General features: G+C 71.4%; 22 protein-coding genes and 1 other RNA gene. 17 read left to right on the top strand and 6 right to left on the bottom strand.

The features are described 5' to 3' along the window. Nucleotides 1-72 precede the first annotated feature (72 nt). The 3 genes from rpoZ to BN3794_RS04950 all read right to left on the bottom strand — a co-directional run bounded on the left by rpoZ (nucleotide 73) and on the right by BN3794_RS04950 (nucleotide 2102). Nucleotides 73-372: a DNA-directed RNA polymerase subunit omega gene (rpoZ, locus tag BN3794_RS04960; protein ID WP_066094221.1), complete on the bottom strand. Its 300-nt coding sequence runs from the start codon at nucleotides 370-372 to the stop codon at nucleotides 73-75. 112 nt (nucleotides 373-484) lie between these two features. Further along, the gene (gene gmk / locus BN3794_RS04955; RefSeq protein ID WP_066094218.1) at nucleotides 485-1117 is read right to left on the bottom strand and encodes a guanylate kinase; all 633 of its coding nucleotides are present in this window, start codon (nucleotides 1115-1117) and stop codon (nucleotides 485-487) included. Between the two features lie 124 nt (nucleotides 1118-1241). Beyond that, entirely contained in the window at nucleotides 1242-2102 is an 861-nt protein-coding gene (locus BN3794_RS04950) for a YicC/YloC family endoribonuclease (RefSeq protein WP_066094215.1), read from the bottom strand. A gap of 200 nt (nucleotides 2103-2302) precedes the next feature. On the opposite strand from BN3794_RS04950, the gene rph reads away from it, so the two are divergent. From rph to BN3794_RS04910, 8 genes are all read left to right on the top strand, one after another. Beyond that, the gene (gene rph / locus BN3794_RS04945) at nucleotides 2303-3031 is read left to right on the top strand and encodes a ribonuclease PH (RefSeq protein WP_066094212.1); all 729 of its coding nucleotides are present in this window, start codon (nucleotides 2303-2305) and stop codon (nucleotides 3029-3031) included. Beyond that, on the top strand, nucleotides 3028-3420 hold the full coding sequence (locus BN3794_RS04940; protein ID WP_066094209.1) for a VOC family protein: 393 nt from the start codon (nucleotides 3028-3030) through the stop codon (nucleotides 3418-3420). Before rph ends, BN3794_RS04940 begins: the two co-directional genes overlap by 4 nt. Beyond that, nucleotides 3417-4019, top strand: a complete 603-nt coding sequence (gene rdgB / locus BN3794_RS04935; RefSeq protein ID WP_066094204.1) for an RdgB/HAM1 family non-canonical purine NTP pyrophosphatase — start codon at nucleotides 3417-3419, stop codon at nucleotides 4017-4019. Before BN3794_RS04940 ends, rdgB begins: the two co-directional genes overlap by 4 nt. 77 nt (nucleotides 4020-4096) lie before the next feature. Then, a complete protein-coding gene (hemW, locus tag BN3794_RS04930; RefSeq protein WP_066094201.1) occupies nucleotides 4097-5251 on the top strand; it encodes a radical SAM family heme chaperone HemW in 1155 nt (384 codons plus the stop codon). Nucleotides 5252-5335: 84 nt separating this feature from the next. Beyond that, nucleotides 5336-7828, top strand: a complete 2493-nt coding sequence (locus BN3794_RS04925; protein WP_066094198.1) for a DUF1631 domain-containing protein — start codon at nucleotides 5336-5338, stop codon at nucleotides 7826-7828. Further along, nucleotides 7825-8163 (top strand): PilZ domain-containing protein, encoded by a 339-nt coding sequence (locus BN3794_RS04920; protein WP_066094195.1) that lies wholly within the window; start codon nucleotides 7825-7827, stop codon nucleotides 8161-8163. Before BN3794_RS04925 ends, BN3794_RS04920 begins: the two co-directional genes overlap by 4 nt. Before the next feature lie 64 nt (nucleotides 8164-8227). Next, the gene (gene pepQ / locus BN3794_RS04915) at nucleotides 8228-9553 is read left to right on the top strand and encodes a Xaa-Pro dipeptidase (RefSeq protein ID WP_066094192.1); all 1326 of its coding nucleotides are present in this window, start codon (nucleotides 8228-8230) and stop codon (nucleotides 9551-9553) included. Nucleotides 9554-9656: 103 nt separating this feature from the next. Further along, nucleotides 9657-10583, top strand: coding sequence for a carbon-nitrogen hydrolase family protein (locus BN3794_RS04910; protein ID WP_066094190.1), 927 nt, complete (start codon nucleotides 9657-9659; stop codon nucleotides 10581-10583). Between the two features lie 9 nt (nucleotides 10584-10592). Here BN3794_RS04910 and BN3794_RS04905 read toward each other — a convergent pair whose 3' ends face one another. After that, a complete protein-coding gene (locus BN3794_RS04905; RefSeq protein ID WP_066094187.1) occupies nucleotides 10593-11918 on the bottom strand; it encodes an aminopeptidase P N-terminal domain-containing protein in 1326 nt (441 codons plus the stop codon). Further along, the gene (locus BN3794_RS04900; RefSeq protein WP_066094184.1) at nucleotides 11918-12463 is read right to left on the bottom strand and encodes a UPF0149 family protein; all 546 of its coding nucleotides are present in this window, start codon (nucleotides 12461-12463) and stop codon (nucleotides 11918-11920) included. The genes BN3794_RS04905 and BN3794_RS04900 overlap by 1 nt, the downstream gene beginning before the upstream one ends. Before the next feature lie 168 nt (nucleotides 12464-12631). Here BN3794_RS04900 and BN3794_RS04895 point away from each other — a divergent pair, with 168 nt between their 5' ends. The 8 genes from BN3794_RS04895 to BN3794_RS04860 all read left to right on the top strand — a co-directional run bounded on the left by BN3794_RS04895 (nucleotide 12632) and on the right by BN3794_RS04860 (nucleotide 16370). Beyond that, nucleotides 12632-12853 (top strand): TIGR02449 family protein, encoded by a 222-nt coding sequence (locus tag BN3794_RS04895; protein ID WP_066097012.1) that lies wholly within the window; start codon nucleotides 12632-12634, stop codon nucleotides 12851-12853. Next, a complete protein-coding gene (locus BN3794_RS04890) occupies nucleotides 12850-13143 on the top strand; it encodes a cell division protein ZapA (RefSeq protein ID WP_066094181.1) in 294 nt (97 codons plus the stop codon). The genes BN3794_RS04895 and BN3794_RS04890 overlap by 4 nt, the downstream gene beginning before the upstream one ends. An 87-nt stretch (nucleotides 13144-13230) precedes the next feature. Then, nucleotides 13231-13414: non-coding RNA, 6S RNA (gene ssrS, locus BN3794_RS04885), on the top strand. Between the two features lie 311 nt (nucleotides 13415-13725). Continuing rightward, complete coding sequence (locus BN3794_RS04880) at nucleotides 13726-14313, top strand: 5-formyltetrahydrofolate cyclo-ligase (RefSeq protein WP_066094178.1); 588 nt, start codon at nucleotides 13726-13728, stop codon at nucleotides 14311-14313. Next, nucleotides 14310-14780: an EVE domain-containing protein gene (locus BN3794_RS04875; protein WP_066094174.1), complete on the top strand. Its 471-nt coding sequence runs from the start codon at nucleotides 14310-14312 to the stop codon at nucleotides 14778-14780. The genes BN3794_RS04880 and BN3794_RS04875 overlap by 4 nt, the downstream gene beginning before the upstream one ends. A gap of 145 nt (nucleotides 14781-14925) precedes the next feature. Further along, nucleotides 14926-15576, top strand: coding sequence for a ribose-5-phosphate isomerase RpiA (gene rpiA, locus BN3794_RS04870; RefSeq protein WP_066094171.1), 651 nt, complete (start codon nucleotides 14926-14928; stop codon nucleotides 15574-15576). Nucleotides 15577-15710: 134 nt separating this feature from the next. Then, nucleotides 15711-15935, top strand: coding sequence for an AbrB/MazE/SpoVT family DNA-binding domain-containing protein (locus tag BN3794_RS04865; RefSeq protein WP_066094169.1), 225 nt, complete (start codon nucleotides 15711-15713; stop codon nucleotides 15933-15935). Nucleotides 15936-15938: 3 nt separating this feature from the next. Then, nucleotides 15939-16370 carry a type II toxin-antitoxin system death-on-curing family toxin gene (locus BN3794_RS04860; RefSeq protein WP_066094167.1) on the top strand — a complete coding sequence of 144 codons (432 nt, stop codon included), beginning with the start codon at nucleotides 15939-15941 and terminating at the stop codon, nucleotides 16368-16370. Between the two features lie 172 nt (nucleotides 16371-16542). Here the strand turns inward: BN3794_RS04860 and BN3794_RS04855 are convergent, their stop codons facing one another. Next, nucleotides 16543-16944 carry a hypothetical protein gene (locus BN3794_RS04855; protein WP_066094164.1) on the bottom strand — a complete coding sequence of 134 codons (402 nt, stop codon included), beginning with the start codon at nucleotides 16942-16944 and terminating at the stop codon, nucleotides 16543-16545. Between the two features lie 91 nt (nucleotides 16945-17035). Here BN3794_RS04855 and BN3794_RS04850 point away from each other — a divergent pair, with 91 nt between their 5' ends. Further along, nucleotides 17036-17647, top strand: coding sequence for a DNA methyltransferase (locus BN3794_RS04850; RefSeq protein ID WP_066094161.1), 612 nt, complete (start codon nucleotides 17036-17038; stop codon nucleotides 17645-17647). Nucleotides 17648-17677 lie beyond the last annotated feature (30 nt).

The following is a 17677-nucleotide window of genomic DNA, read 5'->3' as shown; positions in this document are numbered from 1 at the left end:
GCAGCGGCAAACCCCGCATGCAAAACAGCCCGCGCAAGGCGGGCTGTCGCGGAGGACGGATCCGGACGCGGATCAGTCGTCGTTCTTGGACATGTCCTCGTCGGCCACCACCTCGGCGGCGGCCCACTCCAGCGCCTCGCGCTCGGCGCGCTCGCGCTCGGCCTTGTCGACCTCGTCGATCAGGGTGTTGTCCACCTTGCGCGCGGCGATCTCGCGCAGGGCCAGCACGGTCGGCTTGTCGTCGTCCTCGCTGTTGTCCAGCAGCGGCGGCACGCCGTTGGCCAGCTGGCGGGCGCGGCGGGAAGCCATCACGACCAGATCGAAACGGTTGTTAACGACTTCCAGGCAGTCTTCTACGGTGATGCGGGCCATGCGGGCTCCCGGCGACCCGGGCGGGCCGCTCGAACGAATGGAGGAAAGGGTGCCGATTGTAGCGGCACGGGAGCTGAACGATCAAGCCCGCGCGCCGACGTTCCTTTTCCGATCAAACGGTTGCGGCCGGATCGTCGCTCAACAGGGCACGGATCAGGCCGGCGCGCCGCTGCTGCTGCACCGCCCGGCGCAAGCGGCTGGCGATGAAGATGGCGCACATCTCGTCCACCGCCCGGTCGAATTCCTCGTTGACGATGAGGTAGTCGAACTCGTCGTAGTGGGACAGTTCCTCGTGGGCGGCGGCCAGGCGCCGCTGAATCACCGCCTCGCTGTCCTGCCCGCGCTTGCGCATGCGCTCCTCCAGCGCCCGGCGCGACGGCGGCAGGATGAAGATGCCCACCGCGTCGGGCACCTGCGCGCGCACCTGGCGCGCGCCCTGCCAGTCGATCTCCAGCAGCACGTCGCGCCCGGCCGCCAGCTGCGGCTCCACCGACTGGCGGGCAGTGCCCTTCCAGTCCTCGTGGACCTTGGCGTACTCGAAGAAATCGCCGGCGCCGATCATCCGCTCGAACTCGGCGGAGGTGACGAAATGGTAGTGCCGCCCCTGCACCTCGCCCGGTCGCGGCCCGCGCGAGGTGAAGGAAATGGACAGGCAGATCTCGGGATCGCGCGCCAGGGCGGCGTTGACGATGCTGCTTTTGCCCGCGCCCGAAGGGGCGGCGACGATGTACAGGGTGCCTCGCATCGCAGGTCCGAGTATGGCCGGGGCGGCGCACCATACCAGCCCTGGCCGTGACGGCAAGCGATGGCGGCGCATCCGGAACCGGGGACCAGCGGCCACCCGGCAAGGCGGCGCATTGTAGCGCGCCCTACTCGATGTTCTGCACCTGCTCGCGGATCTGGTCGATCAGCACCTTCAGCTCCACCGAGGCGTTGGAGGTGCGGCTGTCCACCGACTTGGAGCCCAGGGTGTTGGCCTCGCGGTTGAACTCCTGCAGCAGGAAGTCCAGGCGCCGGCCGACTGGCTCCCGCTGGCGCAGCACGCGGCGGATCTCGGTAATGTGGCTGCCCAGCCGGTCCAGCTCCTCGTCCACGTCCAGCTTCTGCAGCCACAGCACCAGTTCCTGCTCGGCGCGGCCGGGATCGACCGGATGCGGCAGGTCGGCCAGGCGCGCGGCGAGCTTGGCGCGCTGGCCCTCGCGGATGGCCGGGATCAGCTCGCGCACCGTCGCGGCGATGGCGGCAATCGCATCCACCCGCTCGGAAATGGCGGCGGCGAGCTTGCCGCCCTCGCGCTCGCGCGCGGCGACGAACTGCTCCAGGACCTCGTCCAGCAGCGCCAGGGCCTCGGCCTGCAGCGCGGCGGCATCGACCTGCGCGCCCTGCAGCACGCCCGGCAGCTGCAGCAGGTCGGCGAACTGCACGCGCAGGTGCGGGAACTTCGCGTCCAGCCGCGCCGCCAGCTCGCCCAGCTGCGCCAGCAGCGGCTCGTTCACCGCCAGCGAGGTCGCCACCTCGGGCGCACGCAGGCGCAGGACCAGGTCGAGCTTGCCGCGGCTGGTGCGCGCGGCGACGCGCTCGCGCAATTGCGGTTCGATCGCGCGCAGCTCCTCGGGCAGGCGCACCCCCACTTCCAGGAAGCGGTGGTTGACCGAACGCAGCTCGCAACCGAGCGTGCCCCAGGGCGTGGTGCGCTCGCCACTGGCGAAGGCGGTCATGCTACGGATCATGCAGGTTCCACGGCGTGCGAAACCGCAAATGGTACCCTAGGCGGCCATCGAGCCTGCCGGGCAGGGGCCGCGATCCGTCCGCGCGAGGGCGGATTCCCGCCTCGCCCCGCCAGGCCCGGCACTTAACTCCCAGCCACCCCGGAAGCCGGCCTTCGACCTGCCGCTCGGACCTCATGCCCAGTGCAATCCACGGATCCAGAATGCCCTCCTTTTCCCGTCCCAGCGGCCGCACGGCCGATCAGTTGCGCCCCGTCGCCATCGAGCGCGCCTTCACCCGCCACGCCGAAGGCTCGGTACTGGTGAGCTTCGGCGATACCCGGGTGCTGTGCACCGCCAGCATCGACAACAAGGTGCCGGCGTTCCTGCGCGGCAAGGGCGAGGGCTGGGTGACCGCCGAGTACGGCATGCTGCCGCGCGCCACCCACACCCGTTCCGACCGCGAGGCCGCGCGCGGCAAGCAGGGCGGGCGCACGCTGGAGATCCAGCGCCTGATCGGCCGCGCGCTGCGCGCCTGCGTGGACCGCAAGGCGCTGGGCGAGCGCACTATCACCCTGGACTGCGACGTGCTGCAGGCCGACGGCGGCACCCGCACCGCCGCGATCACCGGCGCCTACGTGGCGCTGGTGGACGCGGTGAACCTGCTGCGCAAGCGCGGCGACATCAAGAAGCACCCGCTGGTCGGCGCGGTGGCCGCGGTCTCGGTCGGCGTCTACCGCGGCGTGCCGGTGCTGGACCTGGACTACGCCGAGGACAGCGACTGCGACACCGACATGAACGTGGTCATGAACGACGGCGGCGGCTTCATCGAGCTGCAGGGCACTGCCGAGGGCCACGCCTTCCGCCGCGACGAACTCGACGCGCTGCTGGCGCTGGCCGAGCAGGGCATCGGCGAGCTGTTCGCCGCCCAACAGGCCGCGCTGGCGGCATGAAGCGCCGCATCGCGCTGACCACGCTGCTGGTGGCCGACTACGACGCCGCCATCGCCTGGTACACCCGCGCGCTCGGCTTCCACCTGCTGGAGGACCGGGACCTGGGCGGCGGCAAGCGCTGGGTGGTGATCGGCCCGGGCGATGCACAGGACGCGGCGCTGCTGCTGGCCCAGCCCGGCGACGAGCGCCAGCGCGCGCGCATCGGCGACCAGACCGGCGGCCGCGTGGACCATTTCCTGTACACCGACGACTTCCACCGCGACCACGCCGCGATGCTGGCGCAGGGCGTCGAATTCCTCGAAACCCCGCGCCAGGAGGCCTACGGCACGGTGGCGGTGTTCCGCGACCTGTACGGCACCCGCTGGGACCTGCTGGAACCGAAACGATGAAGAAACTGGTACTGGCCAGCGGCAACGCCGGCAAGCTGGAGGAACTGCGGGCGATGCTGGCCGCGCTGCCGCTGCAGATCGTGGCGCAGGGCGAGCTGGGCGTGGAGGACGTGCCGGAAACCGGCCTGACCTTCGTCGAGAACGCGCTGATCAAGGCCCGCCACGCCACCGCGGCGACCGGCCTGCCGGCGCTGGCCGACGACTCCGGGCTGATCGTCGATGCGCTCGGCGGCGCGCCCGGGCTGTACAGCGCCCGCTACGCCGGCAGCCCGACCGATGCCGCCGCCAACAACGCCAAGCTGCTGCAGGCGATGCGCGACATCCCCGCCGACCGCCGCCAGGCGCGCTTCTACGCGGTGATCGTGCTGCTGCGCCATCCCGAGGACCCGCAGCCGCTGATCGCCGAAGGCAGCTGGGAAGGCGAGATCACCTTCGCCCCGCGCGGCAACGGCGGCTTCGGCTACAACCCGGTGTTCCTGGACCCGGCCCATGGCCTGACCGCCGCGGAGATGAGCGCCGAGCTGAAGAACGAGCTCAGCCACCGCGGCAAGGCGCTGGCGGCGCTGGAGAAGCGCCTGGAGCCCTTCCTGGGCCTGTGAACGCCGATCCGCGCCATGGCGGGCTGCGCCTTGGGTGACGGCTTGCCAGGCGCCCTCCCCGCCCCCACCGTGCCCGCATGCTGATCCCGCCGCCCCTGTCGCTGTACGTGCACCTGCCCTGGTGCGTGCGCAAATGCCCGTACTGCGATTTCAACTCGCACGCGGCCAAGGGCGCGCTGCCGTTCGACGACTACGTCGATGCGCTGATCCGCGACCTCGACTTCGACCTGCCGCTGGTCTGGGGCCGGGTGGTGCATTCGGTGTTCTTCGGCGGCGGCACGCCCAGCCTGTTCCCGCCCGAGGCGATCGATCGCTTCCTGCAGGCAGCCAGCGCGCGGCTGCGCTTCGCGCCCAACCTCGAGATCACCCTGGAGACCAACCCCGGCACCGCCGAGCACGGCCGCTTCGACCGCTACCTGGCTGCCGGCGTGAACCGCCTCAGCTTCGGCATCCAGAGCTTCGACGACGCGGCGCTCCAGCGGCTGGGCCGCATCCACGACAGCGCGCAGGCCGAAGCCGCGGTCAAGCTGGCCCAGGACGCCGGCTACGACAACGTCAACATCGACCTGATGTACGCGCTGCCGCAGCAGACCCTGGCGCAGGCCGAGGCCGACCTGGAACGCGCCTTCGCGCTGCAGCCCACGCACCTGAGCCACTACCAGCTGACGCTGGAGCCCAACACCGTGTTCTTCGCCCGGCCGCCGCAGGGCATCCCCGATGAGGACAGCGCCTGGGACATGCAGGAACGCTGCCAGGCGCGGCTGGCGCAGGCCGGCTATGCGCAGTACGAGGTCAGCGCCTATGCCCGGCCGGGGCGGCGGTGCGCGCACAACCTCAACTACTGGACCTTCGGCGACTACCTGGGCATCGGCGCCGGCGCCCACGGCAAGATCAGCTCCGGCGCCGACCAGTCGATCCGGCGCCGCTGGAAGCTCAAGCACCCGCAGCAGTACCTGGCCCATGCCGGCACCGCGCAGGCCCTCGGCGGCGACGAAGTCCTGCCCGGCGCGCGCCTGCCGTTCGAATTCATGCTCAATGCGCTGCGCCTGAATGCGGGGTTCGGTCTGCGCGATTTCGAGGCGCGCACCGGCCTGCCGCGCCAGGCCATCGCCGCGCAGCTGGAACTGGCGCGGGCGCGCGGCTGGCTGGAAAGCGCCGACGGGCAGTGGATCGTGCCCACCGAGCTGGGCCGGCGCTTCACCAACGACGTGATCGAGCTGTTCCTGGCCTAGCCCGGCGCCGGCCTGCGGCAGGCCACCTTTGTACGCGGCCGTAAAAAACGTGCAACATTGCCCAAAACAGGGGGTTCGATAGGGATGTCATCGACCAAACCGCTGGACCCGGCCGTGCCCGCCACGCCGGCCGCCACACAGCTCATGCCGCGCGCACGCGAGATCCTCCAGGTCCTGGCCCAGGACGTGGAACAGGCGCTGGCGGGCGTGCTCGAACGCACTCCCGGCGCGTTGGAACGGGAGCTGTTCGAGGCCGCCGAACGCGCCCGCAACAGCCAGGTGCAGGCCGACATCTACACCGAAAGCCGCGCGCTGAACGGGGCCGGGCCGGTGTTCGCCCGCCGCTTCCTGGACACCTTCCTGCCACCCCTGCTGGCGCTGCGGCGGATCGTGCCCGAGCCGATCGAGCGCACGGCCGGCGCCGGTGCCGACGCCTTCACCCTGACCCTGGTGGAGGACAAGGACGTCGACCGCGACATCGTGCTGCACGATATCGCCCGCCGCCTGCTGGCGGTGCGGCTCGACGAGCTGCATCTGCTGGGACAGCGCTTCGGCGTGCTGGACGGCGCGGCCGCCTTCGAGGTCGAGCAATTGCCGCTGGCGCCGCTGGCGCTGATCGGCGCCCTGCGCAATGCCGGCCAGGCGCTGCAGATCGGCGTAGCGACCCAGCTGCAGCTCTACCGCGTCTTCGAACGCCTGCTGCTGCCCGAGTACGGCCGCCTGCTCCAGCTCGCCAATCGCCGGCTGGATGCGGCCGGCATCCTGCCCGGGCTGGTGTACCAGCCGCATCTGGCACGCACCGCCGGGCCACGCCCGCATGCCGCGCCGGCGCCCACGCCGACCGGGGAAGTGCCGCCCAGCGATCGCGAGGCCGTCCAGCGGCCGTTGACCCGATGGTCCAGCCCACCGGCCGGCGGGGGGAGCAGCTGGGCCTCGGCGTTGTTCGCCGGCACTGGCGGCAATGCCCCGGCGCCTGCCCCCGATCCCGGCAGCCACGGATCCGAGGGCGGCATCGCCCCGGGGATGCATGCCGGCGCGGCCGATCCCCATCCCGGCTCGAGCGGAAACGGGCCTGGCCCCGGCTTCCCGGCCGGCGCCTCCGGCGATCGCCCGGGTGGGTGGAACCCGGCCCCGATGCCCACGGCCGGGTCGACCGGACCTGCCGGTAACGCCCCCGCCTCGCCGCTGGCCACGCTGCAGGGCCTGCTGCAGGCGGCGCGCCAGCACACGCCCCAGGCCGGGCTGTCGCCGGGCGGCGCCACGCCGCCGGGCGCCGTCGTGGCGGCCTATGCCGAGGTGAACGGCGTGCTGGGCGAATTGCAGGCCAGGCCACCGGCCGGCAGCGACATCGCCGGCATCCGCCAGGCCCTGCTCGACGCCCTGCAGGCCCGCCACGGCAAGCCGGCGGCGCTCGCCCCGCGCGATGCCGACACGTTCGACCTGCTCGGCCTGCTGTTCGCCAGCATCCTGCGCGAGGTGCGCGCCGGTTCGCCGGCGCGCCAGCTGCTGGACGAGCTGCAGGTGCCGGTGGTGCGCGCCGCGCTGGGCGACCCCGCCTTCTTCGTGCGCGACCAGCACCCGGCCCGCGAGCTGCTCAACAACGTGGCCGAGGCCGGCGCCACCTGGGCCGGCGAGGACGAGACCGACCCGCAGACCCTGGTCCGCCTGGAACAGGCCGTGCAGCGCGTGGTCAAGGACTACGACGGCGACGAGGCGGTGCTGGAGGCGGCCAACCGCGAGATCCACCGCCATGCCCAGGCGCAGGCGCGCAAGGCCGAGGTCACCGAGCGCCGCCACGTCGAGGCCGCGCGCGGCAAGGAACGCCTGGACATGGCGCGGCAGAGCGCCACCGCGGCGGTCGAGCGCGGCATGGAAGGACGCGACGTGCCGCGTTTCGTGCAGTCGCTGCTGCGCCAGGCCTGGGCCGACGTACTCACCCTGACCGTGCTGCGCCATGGCGAGCGCTCGCCCGAGTGGCAGGCCCGCGACGAGGCCACCCGGCGCATCGCCGAAGTCACCGCCGCCGGCGGCGCCCCCGACCTGGCGCTGGGCACCCAGGTCGAGGAGGCGCTGCTGCAGGTCGGCTACCACCGCGACGAGGCCGGCGCGATCGCCCGCCGCCTGTCCACGCCCGGCGGCGAGGACGAGGCGACCTCGCGCACCGAGCTGGCCGCCAAGCTCAAGGCGCGCACGCGGCTGGGCGAGCAGCAGGCCGAAGCCGGGCGCAAGCCGGCGCTGGCCCCGCGCACCGCCGCCGAACAGGCGCTGCACGGCCAGTTGCGCGTGCTGCCGTTCGGCACCTGGTTCGAATTCACCACCAACCAGCAGGGCGATTTGCGACGCCAGCGCCTGTCCTGGTACAGCCTGATCACCGATAATGCGTTGTTCGTCAACCAGCGCGGACAGAAGGCGACCGAGATGACCCTCGACGCCCTCGCCCGGCTGATGGCCCGCGGGCAGGCACGCATCGTCACCGAGGAACGCGCGCGCCTGATCGATCGCGCCTGGCAGGCCACGGTACGCATGCTGCGCAACCTGGCGGGCCAGGCGGACAACGACAAAGAGAGTGCGTCATGATCCAGGACACCCGCCGCAGCCCACGCCGCCAGTTGGACGTACCGGTCCCCGTCCACGACGTGGTCGCCGGCAGGACCATGGGCCACATGATCAACGTCTCCCAGGGCGGCCTGTTGCTGCTGGCCCAGGTGCCGCTGGTGGACGATGGCCTGTACCAGGCGCGCTTCGCGCTTCCTGGCACGGACGACGCCGCCGAGGAGAGCTTCGACGTCGGCCTGCACCTGATGTGGAGCACGCCGGCACGCACGCCCGGCCAGCTCTGGGCGGGATTCCGCTTCCTGACCATCGACCCGGCCCAGCGCGAGCGCCTGAAGGCCTGGACCGAAGGCGCCTGACCGCGGCGCCGGCCGGCGCCGCCTGCGGCACAATGATGGCTTTCCGTTGCACGCCGAGCCTGCCATGTCCGTCCAAGATCCCGCCGCCCTGTATCCCGCCCACCTGGCCGTGCTCGCCCGACGCGCCGACGAGGCCCTCGCCCGCGGCGGTTTCGACCACCTGGTAGTGCCTTCGGGCACGCTGCACTACCAGCTGTTCGACGATCGCGACTACCCCTTCGCGGTGAACCCGCAGTTCAAGGCCTGGCTGCCGCTGACCGGCGTGCCGGACAGCTGGATCGTCTACACCCCGGGCAAGCGCCCGCAACTGGTGTTCTGCCAGCCGCGCGACTACTGGCACGCCGTGCCGGACGCGCCCAGCGGCTGGTGGGTGGAGCATTTCGACATCCACATCGTCCGCACGCCCGAGGAAGCGCTGCCGCTGCTGCCCGCGCAGGCGCAACGCTGCGCGATCCTGGGCGAGGCCGCCAGCGCCCTGGGCGCGTTCGTGCCCAACAACCCGGCGCCGGTGATCGACTACCTGGAATACCACCGCGCCTTCAAGACGCCCTACGAACTGGCGCTGATGCGCCAGGCCCAGGTGCTGGCGGTACGCGGCCACCGCGCCGCCGAGGCCGCCTTCCGCGAGGGCCGCAGCGAGTTCGACATCCACATGGCCTACTGCACCGCGGTCGGCCAGGACGCCAACGGCCTGCCCTACGGCAACATCGTCGCCTTCGACCGCCATGCCGCGGTGCTGCACTACACCGAGATGCAGACCGTGCGGCCGGCATCGCCGCACAGCTTCCTGATCGACGCCGGCGCCTCCCGCGCCGGCTATGCCGCCGACATCACCCGCACCTACGCCGCCGACACCACCGGCGAGTTCCAGGCCATGATCGACGCGGTCGATGCCGCGCAGATCCGCCTGGGCCAGGCGGTGCGCGCCGGCTACGACTACAGGCAGCTGCACATCGACGCGCACCTGGCGCTGGCCGCGGTGCTGCACGAGTTCGGGGTGATCACGGTGACCCCGGAACAGGCGCTGGCCAGCGGCGTCAGCGGCGCCTTCTTCCCGCACGGCATCGGCCACCTGCTCGGCCTGCAGGTCCACGACGTCGGCGGCTTCGCCGCCAGCGACCGCGGCGGGCGCATCGAGCGCCCGGCCGGGCATCCCTACCTGCGCCTGACCCGGGTGCTCGAACCGGGCATGGTGGTGACCATCGAGCCCGGCATCTACTTCGTGGACATGCTGCTGGACGAGGTCCGCAAGGCCGGCCACGCGCACATGGTCGACTGGGACCGCGTCGCCCGGTTCCGCCCCTACGGCGGCATCCGCATCGAGGACAACGTGGTGTGCACCGAGGACGAACCGGAGAACCTGACCCGGCCGGTGTTCGCCGCCGCCTGAGCCGGCACCCGCTGCTCCCGGCCCTCGCGCGAGGGCCGGACCGGCGCATTGCGCGTGCCACCCGCGCGGAGGAAGCTGGACGCCCCTTCCCACGTCCCGCGCCATGACCGCCACCACCGTCGCCGCCCTGCAACTGGGCACCTCCCCCGCCGGCACCGCCGCCACCCTGGAACGCATCCTCGCCCACGAGGCCGCCATCGCCGCCAGCGGGGCGCGGCTGGTGGTGATGCCGGAGGCGCTGCTCGGCGGCTATCCCAAGGGCGAGACCTTCGACACCTACCTGGGCTACCGCCTGCCGGCCGGGCGCGAGCGCTACGCTCGCTACCATGCCGCGGCCATCGACCGCGACGGCTCGGACACGGCGGAACTGGCCGCACTGTCGCGGCGCACCGGCGCCAGCCTGGTGGTCGGGGCGATCGAGCGTGCCGGCGCCAGCCTGTACTGCAGCGCCCTGTTCTTCGATCCGGAAGCCGGCCTGGCCGCGGTGCACCGCAAGCTGATGCCCACCGCGACCGAACGCCTGGTATGGAGCCAGGGCGATGGCTCCACCCTGCCGGTCGTGGCCACCGCGGCGGGCCGCGCCGGCGCGGCGATCTGCTGGGAGAACCACATGCCGCTGCTGCGCATGGCGATGTACGCCAAGGGCGTGCAGATCTGGTGCGCGCCCACCGTGGACGAGCGCGAGATCTGGCAGTGCTCGATGCGCCACATCGCCCACGAGGGACGCTGCTTCGTGATCAGCGCGGCGCAGTACCAGCCCTCGCCCGAGGACCTGGGCATCGCCTGCCCGCCCGGCTGGGAACCGCAGCGCCCGCTCATGCGCGGCGGCTCGCTGATCGTCGGCCCGCTGGGCGAGGTGCTGGCCGGCCCGCTGTACGGCCAGGAAGGGCTGGTGAGCGCCAGCATCGACGTGGAGACCCTGGTGGCCGCCCGCTACGACCTGGACGTGAGCGGCCACTATGCGCGCCCGGACGTGTTCCGCCTGGAGGTGGACGAACGCCCGAAACCGGCGGTGGCCTTCCGCGACTGAGGCGGCGCCTCAGCGCGACGCCATGAACGCCTCGATCTCCTCGGCGCTGCGCGCCAGCCCCGGGGTCAGCAGCTCGTGGCCGTCCTCGGTCACCGCCACGTCGTCCTCGGTGCGGATGCCGATGCCGCGCCAGCGCGGGGCCACGGTGGCCTCGTCCGGGCGCACGTACAGGCCGGGCTCGATGGTGAACACCATGCCCGGCTCGAGCAGGCGCGACTGGCCGTCGATGCGGTAATCACCGACGTCGTGCACGTCCAGCCCGAGCCAGTGCCCGGTCTTGTGCGGATAGAAGCGGCGATAGCCGCCCTCGGCCAGGTGCTCCTCGAGCGTGCCGCGCAACAGCCCCAGCTGCAGCAGCCCGTCGGTCAATACCTCCACCGCGGCCGCGTGCACCTGCTCGTAGGCGTTGCCGGGACGCACCTGCGCCAGCGCCGCGGCATGCGCGCGCCCCACCAGCGCATGCAGGGCACGCTGCTCGGCACTGAAATACCCGTCCACCGGGAAAGTGCGGCTGATATCGCCCGCATAGCCCCGGTACTCCCCACCGGCATCCACCAGCACCAGCTCGCCGGACCGGCACACGGCATCGTTGGCGCGGTAGTGCAGCACGCAGGCGTTGGCGCCGGCGGCGACGATGCTGCCGTAGGCCGGCCAGCCGTCCGCCGCACGGAACTCGCGCTCGATCTCGGCCTGCAGCACGTACTCGGGCACGCCCGGGCCGACCGCGCGCATCGCCGCCTGGTGGGCGCGCACGCTGATGCGGCCGGCCTGGCGCATCAGCGCCAGCTCGGCCGGCGACTTGAACAGGCGCTGCTCGTGCAGCAGCAGGCCCAGCTCGAGGAATTCGTGGGGCGCCGGAGCGCCGTTGCGTCCCTGCGCCCGCGCCTGCCGCACCCAGCCGATCAGCTTGCGATCGAAGTCGGCGTCGCGGCCGAAGTGGTAGTGCACCCGGCCGCGGCCTTCCAGCAGCCCGGGCAGGATCTCGTCCAGGTCGTCGATGGGATAGGCATCGTCCATGCGGTAACGGGCGACCGCCCCCTCCGGCCCCTCGCGCGGGCCGTCCCAGGCCTCGCGCTCGGGATCGCGCTCGCGGCAGAACAGGATCGCCTCGCCGTGGCGGCGGCCGGGGATCAGCACCAGCACCGCGTCCGGCTCGGGAAAGCCGCTCAGGTACCAGAAATCCGAGTCCTGGCGGAACGGGTAGCAGGTATCGCCGCTGCGCACGCGCTCGGGCGCGGCCGCCACCACGACGATGGCCTCCTCGCCGGCCGCCTGCATCAACTGCCGGCGCCGCTGCGCGTATTCGCGCGGGCCGATGCCGGTGCCGGGCCGCATCAATTCAACCGTTGCCGGTGGCGCGCCGCCAGCACGCAGTCGTTGTGCAGCAGCAGTACCGCCACGCGCACGAATTCCTCGATCTCGGCCAGCGCCGACTCCTCGTCCTCGCTGCCCTCGAATTCCTGCCCGGCCGCCTGCGCCAGCTTGGCCAGGTCCTGCAACGCCTCCTCGCCTTCCTCGGACAAACCGGGGTGCTGGCCCGCCGCCAGGCCGAAACCGCCCAGGAAACCGCGGCACCACTCGAACAGCGCCTCGGCGCGCTGGTTCAGCGGCGCGTCCTCGCCGGGCAGCAGCAGCTGGAAATCGAAATCGCGGTCCTCCAGCTGCCGCGCCGTCTCCTGGCGCAGCCGCTCCAGCGCATCGTCGCCGGCGGGCACCGGCAGGCTCTCGTCGGCCATCACCTTGCCCGGCCAGCCGGCGACGTCGGCACCGCCTCCGGCCAGCCAGCCGCCGAGCGCACCGTGCAGTTCGGCGGCGGTGGTCGCCAGGCCCAGGCGGCGCGCGCCCTGCTCGACATCGGTGGCATCGGGGAGTCGGGTCATCGGGAAGGTCCGTTGCGATGGAAGGCGCCCGCAGGGCGCGGCGGCAAAGTGTAGCAACGCCCTGGCACCGGCTCCGTGCACGATGTTTCCCGTGCCCTCGGCCGCGCCGCGGCCATGCCACCGCCGCCGTCTTGACCGTGGTCGATGGGCCTGCCTATCGTGGCGGCCATGGACACCGCCGATTCCCTCGCCCGCATCCGTGCCCTGGCGGCCCGCGTGGAAGCCCTGGCCGAACGCGTGCAGCGCCTGGGCGAGGAGAACCGCAGCCTGCGCCAGCAGCAGGAACAGCTGGTGCAGGAACGTTCGCAACTGCTGAGCAAGAACGAGGCGGCGCGCTCGCGGGTGGAGGCCATGATCACCCGGCTCAAGTCCCTGGAGCAGCACACGTGAGCGAACCGGTCAGCGTCCGCATCCTGGACCGCGAGTACACCGTCGGCGTCGAGGCGGAGGAACGCGAGAGCCTGCTGGCCGCGGCACGCCTGCTCGATGCGCGCATGCGCGAGATCCGCAGCGCCCACCGCATGGCCGCGCTCGACCGCGTCGCGGTGCTGGCCGCACTCAACCTGGCCCACGAGCTGCTGGGCGTGCGCGAGCAGCACGGCCGGCTGGAATCGGCGCTTTCAACGACGCTGGACGAACTGGACCGCCGCCTGGACGGCGCCGAGCGCAGCCTGGGCTGAATACGCGGCCTGCACGCGCATGAACCCCGCCTCCGCAACGGCCCCTGCGGGCTGGTCAGACGCGTCGTCCCCGCTATAATGGCCCTGCGTTCTCTGCCGTGAGCGACAGCGGGCAAAACATTCGCCTTGTCCCTTAACAACGACACGGGGTGCGTGACGAAACCGGGTGTGCATGTCTGCCTTGCAGCGGAAAGCCCGATGGTTTCCCAGCGCTCCCACTTGAACCCCGGGTTCAAGGTCGTTTCGCCCGCATCGTCATGGCGGAGAATGTCATCTTCCGGAAACGGCGCCCCAGTGGCGCCGTTTCTTTTGGTTCTCTTCCCTCCGTTTCGGTCCGGCCCGCGCCCGTCATCCGCGGCGGACCTGGCGAGCGCATCGCCGCGTCGCCTGGCCGCTGACGCGGGACGATGCTTGCGGGCCTACCGCACCTGCAGCGCATGACAGGGCGAGCGCCGCGATGCGGCGCACGACCGCCGGCCGCAACCCCCTTCATGTGCACCCCGGAACGCTCGCCGATCGCTCCGCCTTCCATCGCCGGCCTCGCCCTACAATGGCGCGGTTTCCACCGCCGGAGCGGCCCCCATGAGCCAGCAACGCACCGAGCTGCGCCGGCAGTTGCGCCAGCGCCGCCGCGACCTGCCGGCGCTCGCGCGCCTGGCGGCGGCCGATGCCCTGGCCGAGCGCCTGCTTGCGCTGCCGTTCGCACCCGCGTCCGGCTTCGTCGCCGGCTACTGGGCCAGCGACGGCGAGATCGCGCTGCACCGCTGGCAGCTGCGCCTGCCGACCACCCTCACCTACTGCCTGCCGGTGCTGGCCGAGGACACCACGCTGCGCTTCGCACCGTGGCGGCCGGGCCAGCCGCTGGCCGGCAACCGCTTCGGCATCCCCGAGCCGGACGTCGCCGCCGAAGCGCTGCTCCGGCCCGAGGAGATGGCGCTGGTGGTGTTGCCGCTGGTCGGCTTCGACACCGCCTGCGCCCGGCTGGGCATGGGTGGCGGCTGGTATGATCGCAGCTTCGCTTTCCGCCACCACCGCGCCGCGCCGCCCTGGCTGGTCGGCGCCGCCTTCTCCGTGCAGCAGGTCGAACCGGCGCTGCCGTGCGCAGACTGGGACGTGCCGCTGGACGCGATCTGCACGGACCTTGCCACCTTCCTGCCCCCTCCCCGATGAGCGCACGCACCCGCTACTGGCTGATGAAGTCCGAACCGGACGCCTTTTCCATCGACGACCTGCAGCGCGTCGGCACCGAGCCCTGGAACGGCGTGCGCAACTACCAGGCGCGCAACTTCATGCGCGACGGCATGAAGCCCGGCGACGGCATCGCGTTCTACCACTCCAACTGCAAGCTGCCGGGCATCGTCGGCCTCGCCCGCGTGGCCAGCACCGCCTACCCGGACGACACCCAGTTCGACCCGGCATCGGACTACTACGACCCCAAGGCCACGCGCGAACAGCCGCGCTGGTTCCTGGTGGACGTGGCGTTCGAGCGCAAGCTGGCGCGGACGATCCCGCTGGAGGAGATCAAGCGCCATGCCGACGCGCTCGGCGAGGGCTTCTCGCTGACCGCGCGCGGCAACCGGCTGTCGGTGTTCCCGGTGACCGCCGCGCAGTGGAAGCTGCTGCTGTCGCTGGAATGACCGGCGCCCCTGACGTGGCGCCCGGGGCGCGCCCCCGCGGCCGGGCTGCCCTGTCCCGGCCGATGGCGGCCGAGGCCGCGTTCCCCTCGCGCGATGGCGGCACCGGCCGCTGCACTCATCCATCCCTCCGACATCCGGAATTCCCATGAGCGAAGCAAAACGGCTGGCCGCCGAGAAGGCCATCGAGTTCGTCGAGGACGGCATGGTCGTCGGCGTCGGCACCGGCTCCACCGTGGCCTACTTCATCGATGCGCTGGCGCGGATCAAGGACCGCATCGACGGGGCCGTGTCCAGCTCCGAGCAGAGCACGGCGAAGCTGAAGGCACACGGCATCGAGGTGCTCGACCTCAACGCCACCGGCACCCTGGCGCTGTACGTGGACGGCGCCGACGAGTGCGACCCGGGCAAGTGCCTGATCAAGGGCGGCGGTGCCGCGCTGACCCGCGAGAAGATCGTCGCCGAGGCCAGCAAGACGTTCGTGTGCATCGTCGACCCGAGCAAGCAGGTGCCGGTGCTGGGCCGGTTCCCGCTGCCGGTGGAGGTCATCCCGATGGCACGCAGCCTGGTCGCGCGCGAGATCCTCGCCCGCACCGGCGGCCAGCCGGTCTGGCGCGACGGCGTGGTCACCGACAACGGCAACGTGATCCTGGACATCCACCACCTGTCGATCACCGACCCGGTGGCGCTGGAACGCGAAATCAATCAGATCCCCGGCGTGGTCACCGTCGGCCTGTTCGCGCGCCGCCGCGCCGACGTGGTGATCGTCGGCGGCGAGCCGCCCGTCGTGCTGGACTGACCGCCGGCGCGATCCGGCCCGGCGCGCGGCCAGGCCGGATCGCCGATGCCTGCCCTGCCCCGGCAGGCATCGACTTGCGCCTGGCACCCTGCCGTTATAACTTCCGGCATAACACGCCTGCCAGGTGCCGCACCATGAAGCTCAAGATCACCGCCATCGGCAATTCCGCCGGCCTCATCCTGCCCAAGGAACTGCTGGCCCGGCTGCACGTGGAGAAGGGCGACGAGCTGTACGCGGTGGAAACCCCGGACGGCATCCGCCTGACCACCTACGACCCGGAACTGGCCGCGCAGATGGAGGTGGCCGAACAGGTCATGCGCCAGCGTCGCACCCTGCTGCACAAGCTGGCCGGGAGTTGAGCGGTGATCGCCTGGATCGGGCGCGCGCTGGCGCTGGCCATCCACGACCGGCAGCTGGCCGAGCATGGCGGCAGCCCCGGCGTGCGTGACGAATCGCTACTGGAATCGGCGCTGGCCCGGCCTCAGCAACGGCACGCCTATGGCGACCCGCCGCCGGACCTGGCCGACCTCGCCGCCAGCCTGGCCTTCGGCCTGGCACGCAACCACCCGTTCATCGACGGCAACAAGCGCACCGCCGCGGTCGCCTGCGAAACCTTCCTGCTCCTCAATGACGCGCACCTGCACGCCAGCGACTCGGAGCTGTACCCGCTCTACCTCGCCCTCGCCGAAGGCCACCTGCCCGAAACCGACTTCGCCGCGTGGCTGCGGCCACGGCTGGTCACCGAAGCACGATCCGTGCAGGAACCCCGCGCGTCCTACGCCAGCCGCCGTTGAGTCGCCGGCTTTTCGCGATACCGGAAAGGCTTCTCCTGCCCTCGGCCATGTCGTCGATGAACCGGCATCGCCTTGCGAGGGGGCTTCATTCTTTCCGGCCATGCCCAGGACGCGGCCGAACAGGCCAGAACGTAGCGGGAAGCGGGACAGGAACCGCGCCGTCAGGGTCGACTCACGCCTTGCCCGGGTTCGCGGCGGCCAGGGCGTGGATGACCTCGCGCACCGCCTTGCGGCTTGCCAAGGGCAACTTCAGGTAGACGTCGATGGCGACACGATCGTTGGCATCGTTCACCGGCGGCCACGACGACCGCGGCTCGGACACCCGCTCCCGCGTCGGCCTGCGCCCGTAACGCAACGTCTGCGCGTCCGTGCCCAGCAGCCCGGCCAATGTCTCCAGCTTGTCCTGCTCCGGGATCGACAGGCCGATCAGCCAGCGCCGCACGCCCTGGTAGCTCACCGGGCTTCCGGGATACTGCAGGTTGAACAGCTTCTCCAGCACCGACGGCTTCGGCTCCATCCCGGAGGCGGCCATCGCGGCCTTCAGACGCTCGGAGAACTGCTGCTTCTCATCCATGTGGCTACGTTGAAGCGCCACTTGCCCCACGTGTTGAACTTCACTTCAGTTTGATATTGAATCGCCGGTTAAATTCCTGGACCGACGAGTCATGCCCAAGTCACTGCTGGAAGCGCTGCCGGAGATCGTCAAGGAGGGGCGCCGGGAGGCCGAGCGCATCCTGGAAGGGTTGGAAGGACGGCAGCGCGTGGCGCTGCAGACGCGCGAGTGGGTGCTGCCGTCCAAGGACAGCGCCGAGGCCGACTGGATCGCGGCGCAGGCGCGCCGGGCCCGCCTGCAGGCCGGCGCGGAAGCGCCCTGGCACAACCGCCTGATCTACGGCGACAACCTGCTGGCGATGGCCGCGCTGCTGGCCGGCGACGCCACTACGCCCAGCCTGCGCGGCAAGGTGGACCTGATCTACATCGACCCGCCGTTCGACTCCAAGGCCGACTACCGCACCAAGGTCACCCTGCCCGGCGTGGAGCTGGAGCAGCGGCCGACGGTGATCGAGCAGTTCGCCTATTCGGATACGTGGTCGGATGGGACGGCGTCGTATCTGAAGATGATCGTGCCGCGGCTGGTGCTGATGCGGGAGCTATTGGCCGATACCGGATCGATCTATGTACATCTGGATTGGCATGTAGGGCATTACGTTAAAATCGCACTGGACGATATTTTGGCCGGCGGATTCAACTCTCGATCGCAACACCCAAGGTTGTGAAGAGGCCCAGGCGACCTGACCTGAGCAGCT

This window comes from Xanthomonas massiliensis, from assembly GCF_900018785.1.
In the GTDB taxonomy this organism is placed as follows: Bacteria; Pseudomonadota; Gammaproteobacteria; order Xanthomonadales; family Xanthomonadaceae; genus Xanthomonas_B; species Xanthomonas_B massiliensis.
This window is presented reverse-complemented; position numbering and strand designations above follow the sequence as displayed.

Excerpts from the sequence above, each read along its gene's own strand:
- BN3794_RS04910 (WP_066094190.1), top strand. The coding sequence starts at position 9,657 with ATGACCGCCACCACCGTCGCCGCCCTGCAACTGGGCACCTCCCCCGCC.
- BN3794_RS04920 (WP_066094195.1), top strand. The coding sequence starts at position 7,825 with ATGATCCAGGACACCCGCCGCAGCCCACGCCGCCAGTTGGACGTACCG.
- BN3794_RS04865 (WP_066094169.1), top strand. The coding sequence starts at position 15,711 with ATGAAGCTCAAGATCACCGCCATCGGCAATTCCGCCGGCCTCATCCTG.
- BN3794_RS04875 (WP_066094174.1), top strand. The coding sequence starts at position 14,310 with ATGAGCGCACGCACCCGCTACTGGCTGATGAAGTCCGAACCGGACGCC.
- BN3794_RS04895 (WP_066097012.1), top strand. The coding sequence starts at position 12,632 with ATGGACACCGCCGATTCCCTCGCCCGCATCCGTGCCCTGGCGGCCCGC.
- rpiA (WP_066094171.1), top strand. The coding sequence starts at position 14,926 with ATGAGCGAAGCAAAACGGCTGGCCGCCGAGAAGGCCATCGAGTTCGTC.
- BN3794_RS04900 (WP_066094184.1), bottom strand. The coding sequence starts at position 12,463 with ATGACCCGACTCCCCGATGCCACCGATGTCGAGCAGGGCGCGCGCCGC.
- BN3794_RS04925 (WP_066094198.1), top strand. The coding sequence starts at position 5,336 with ATGTCATCGACCAAACCGCTGGACCCGGCCGTGCCCGCCACGCCGGCC.
- BN3794_RS04905 (WP_066094187.1), bottom strand. The coding sequence starts at position 11,918 with ATGCGGCCCGGCACCGGCATCGGCCCGCGCGAATACGCGCAGCGGCGC.
- rdgB (WP_066094204.1), top strand. The coding sequence starts at position 3,417 with ATGAAGAAACTGGTACTGGCCAGCGGCAACGCCGGCAAGCTGGAGGAA.
- BN3794_RS04855 (WP_066094164.1), bottom strand. The coding sequence starts at position 16,944 with ATGGATGAGAAGCAGCAGTTCTCCGAGCGTCTGAAGGCCGCGATGGCC.
- BN3794_RS04940 (WP_066094209.1), top strand. The coding sequence starts at position 3,028 with ATGAAGCGCCGCATCGCGCTGACCACGCTGCTGGTGGCCGACTACGAC.
- gmk (WP_066094218.1), bottom strand. The coding sequence starts at position 1,117 with ATGCGAGGCACCCTGTACATCGTCGCCGCCCCTTCGGGCGCGGGCAAA.
- BN3794_RS04950 (WP_066094215.1), bottom strand. The coding sequence starts at position 2,102 with ATGATCCGTAGCATGACCGCCTTCGCCAGTGGCGAGCGCACCACGCCC.
- hemW (WP_066094201.1), top strand. The coding sequence starts at position 4,097 with ATGCTGATCCCGCCGCCCCTGTCGCTGTACGTGCACCTGCCCTGGTGC.
- BN3794_RS04850 (WP_066094161.1), top strand. The coding sequence starts at position 17,036 with ATGCCCAAGTCACTGCTGGAAGCGCTGCCGGAGATCGTCAAGGAGGGG.
- rph (WP_066094212.1), top strand. The coding sequence starts at position 2,303 with ATGCCCTCCTTTTCCCGTCCCAGCGGCCGCACGGCCGATCAGTTGCGC.
- rpoZ (WP_066094221.1), bottom strand. The coding sequence starts at position 372 with ATGGCCCGCATCACCGTAGAAGACTGCCTGGAAGTCGTTAACAACCGT.
- pepQ (WP_066094192.1), top strand. The coding sequence starts at position 8,228 with ATGTCCGTCCAAGATCCCGCCGCCCTGTATCCCGCCCACCTGGCCGTG.
- BN3794_RS04880 (WP_066094178.1), top strand. The coding sequence starts at position 13,726 with ATGAGCCAGCAACGCACCGAGCTGCGCCGGCAGTTGCGCCAGCGCCGC.